The 2,692-nt window shown below is 39.3% G+C and carries 5 protein-coding genes; 4 read left to right on the top strand and 1 reads right to left on the bottom strand.

Annotated elements, in window-relative coordinates:
* Together LD39_RS20730 and LD39_RS20735 are read left to right on the top strand one after the other, a co-directional pair.
* On the top strand, window positions 1-221 hold a 221-nt coding region (locus LD39_RS20730), incomplete at its 5' end, for a hypothetical protein (RefSeq protein ID WP_231572629.1).
* Between the two features lie 255 nt (window positions 222-476).
* Window positions 477-674, top strand: a complete 198-nt coding sequence (locus tag LD39_RS20735) for a cold-shock protein (protein ID WP_035553249.1) — start codon at window positions 477-479, stop codon at window positions 672-674.
* Window positions 675-772: 98 nt separating this feature from the next.
* Here the strand turns inward: LD39_RS20735 and lexA are convergent, their stop codons facing one another.
* Window positions 773-1,396 carry a transcriptional repressor LexA gene (gene lexA, locus LD39_RS20740; protein WP_035553252.1) on the bottom strand — a complete coding sequence of 208 codons (624 nt, stop codon included), beginning with the start codon at window positions 1,394-1,396 and terminating at the stop codon, window positions 773-775.
* Window positions 1,397-1,720: 324 nt separating this feature from the next.
* On the opposite strand from lexA, the gene LD39_RS20745 reads away from it, so the two are divergent.
* Window positions 1,721-2,401: a recombinase family protein gene (locus LD39_RS20745; protein ID WP_035553255.1), complete on the top strand. Its 681-nt coding sequence runs from the start codon at window positions 1,721-1,723 to the stop codon at window positions 2,399-2,401.
* Window positions 2,402-2,466: 65 nt separating this feature from the next.
* On the top strand, window positions 2,467-2,692 hold a 226-nt coding region (locus LD39_RS20750), incomplete at its 3' end, for a DUF896 domain-containing protein (RefSeq protein WP_035553259.1).

Below are 2,692 nucleotides of genomic sequence, written 5' to 3' on the forward strand. Positions count from 1 at the left end.
TGAAACATTCGTGGATGCGTTCCAAAAGGGAGAAAGAGAAGATTGAGATGATTTATATCTCTAAACAAGGCCATTTAACTCAGCGGATCATACGTGTCATCCATATCCGAGAAGATCACATTGTTGCCTATTGCTTCAATCGAAGGGAAGTCAGAACCTTCTATATCGAGAATATCCTCTCTGCTTTTCCGATCTATACAAATGGAAAAGTAGGTGCTTAAATTCGCCTTATCTCCTTATGGGGGATGTAATCTGAAGAAATACTGTTCGTATAAGTGGTTTTTGGATTCTTATTTAAAATAGATTATCTGCCAGCTATTGACTATCCGTGTGAGTGTGATATAGTAGTAATTAATTATTCTTGTTCGTTTACGAATGAAAGAAAAAGTAACTTTTAAGTCACTTTCGTCTTGAATGAATATGCAGAGCAATAATAGTAATACAATGTGGAAGAGTTCCACGCAGGAGGTAACTATATGTTACAAGGTAATGTTAAATGGTTTAACGCAGAAAAAGGTTTTGGATTTATTGAAGTAGAAGGTCAAGATGATGTATTCGTACACTTCTCTGCTATTCAAGGCGAAGGATTTAAAACTTTAGAAGAAAACGAAACTGTTACTTTCGAAATCGTTGAAGGTAACCGTGGACCACAAGCAGCTAACGTTCAAAAATAAAACGTCCTAGCTAAAAAGAGATTCTCTAAGGAGAATCTCTTTTTTTTTATGAAAAAAATTTAAAAAAGGAGAGACGAGCTGAGGCTCGTCTCTCTTTATTAATGGACGGTGCGGTATAAGCCGACCACTTTACCAAGAATGGAAACATCGTTCAAAATGATCGGATCCATGGTGGCATTTTCAGGCTGTAATCGTATATGACTTCTTTCTTTGAAGAAGCGTTTCACTGTAGCTTCTTCATCTTCCGTCATTGCGACTACGATATCGCCGTTTTGTGCGGTCTGCTGCTGTCTTACAACAACCATATCCCCATCGAGAATACCGGCCTCAATCATACTCTCTCCCTGAACAATTAGTACGAAAGTATTCTCATCAGAACCTGCCAGCGTATCTGGTAATGGAACATATTCTTCGATGTTTTCCACGGCTGTGATCGGGGAACCTGCGGTAACTTTACCAATCACTGGAGCATAGGATGCTTCACTTCGCGGAATGCTATGGTCTTCCTCTAGTTCGATTACTTCAATAGCGCGAGGCTTCGTAGGGTCTCTACGAATGTAGCCCTTCTTCTCAAGCCTTGATAGATGTCCGTGGACGGTAGAACTGGATGCTAAACCTACAGATTGACCGATTTCACGAACGGAGGGGGGGTAACCTTTCAATAATACCTGTTCTTTAATAAAATCTAGTATCTCTTGCTGCCGCTTGGAAAGTTTGCTCATAGATTGCCACCTCGTACATAGGATTATAGTAACCACATTGTACCATGCTTAATTCGTAAATACAAACAAGCGTTCGAAAAAAGCGGTTGACAAGAACTTATGTTCGTATATAATTGGAATTAACAAAAGGCGAACAGAAGTTCTTAAGAACGTTCGTTCTCAAAAAATGGAGGTTTTTCTAATGTTCAACAAACTATCAAAGCTTGATTTTACTTATCTAGTATTGTTTATAGCGAGTTTAGCATTTTTATACTTTTCTATGGTCATCACAGGATAATATGTAATATCCTAGGTAAGTAACTATAGAAGAGGAGACCATACATCATGAGAGTAGTTCTTTATTGTCGCGTAAGTACCGAAAAAGAAGCGCAAGTTTCTTCTTTAAAAAGACAGCGGGCTGAACTGAATCGAATGGCTCAGCATCATGAGATGGAAGTGGTGGAGTGCATTGAAGAGCAGGCAAGTGGATACGAAATCGAACGGGAAGGGATCTTCCGCTTGCTTGAACATTTTTCTACTCAAAATGCGAACGGCCTTCTTATTCAGGACGAAACACGTCTTGGGCGGGGCAACACTAAAATTGCGCTTTTTCATCAATTGAATAAGCTTGGTGTTCGTATTTATTCATTATCTCACGAAGGCGAGCTGGAAATTTCCGAATCGGATTCGATGGTTTTGCAGATCGTAGGCATTGTAGAAGAATATCAGAGGAAAATACATAACATGAAAATACGCAGAGGCATGAAAAAAGCAGTAGAGGAAGGGTACAATCCCTCAGCCAATCTCTCTAATCAAAACATGGCCGCAGGGAGGGAGCGAATTAATTTTCCAATCGAAGAAGTCATTAGATTACGTCAAAACAACCTCACCTTCAAAGACATCGCAGCTACGTTAAGAGGGCTGGGTTTTGATGTTTCAAAAGCAACGGTACACCGCAGGTACCAGGAGTACGTATCACTTGAAAAAGATAACCAATCAAGTTACGATAAGGGAGACAAGGGTTAAAGGCCACTTGTCTTTTTCTTATTAACACCGAAGGAACCCACATTAACGAAAGAGGGGTATGTACTATGCTATCTAAAGAAAAAATTAATCGTATAAATGAATTAGCGAATAAATCCAAGCAAGAAGAGCTGACGAAGGCAGAAAAAGCCGAACAAAAAAAGCTTCGTGAAGAATACTTAAAAAACGCTCGTAAGTCATTTAAAAATCAGTTGAAGGGTGTAACAGTCGTCGACCCATTAGGAAATGACGTAACTCCGGATAAGCTGAAACAAATGCAAAAAAACGAGAAAA

The organism is Halobacillus sp. BBL2006 (assembly GCF_000786645.1).
Taxonomy (GTDB): Bacteria; Bacillota; Bacilli; order Bacillales; family Halobacillaceae; genus Halobacillus.

Excerpts from the sequence above, each read along its gene's own strand:
- LD39_RS20735 (WP_035553249.1), top strand. The coding sequence starts at position 477 with ATGTTACAAGGTAATGTTAAATGGTTTAACGCAGAAAAAGGTTTTGGA.
- lexA (WP_035553252.1), bottom strand. The coding sequence starts at position 1,396 with ATGAGCAAACTTTCCAAGCGGCAGCAAGAGATACTAGATTTTATTAAA.
- LD39_RS20745 (WP_035553255.1), top strand. The coding sequence starts at position 1,721 with ATGAGAGTAGTTCTTTATTGTCGCGTAAGTACCGAAAAAGAAGCGCAA.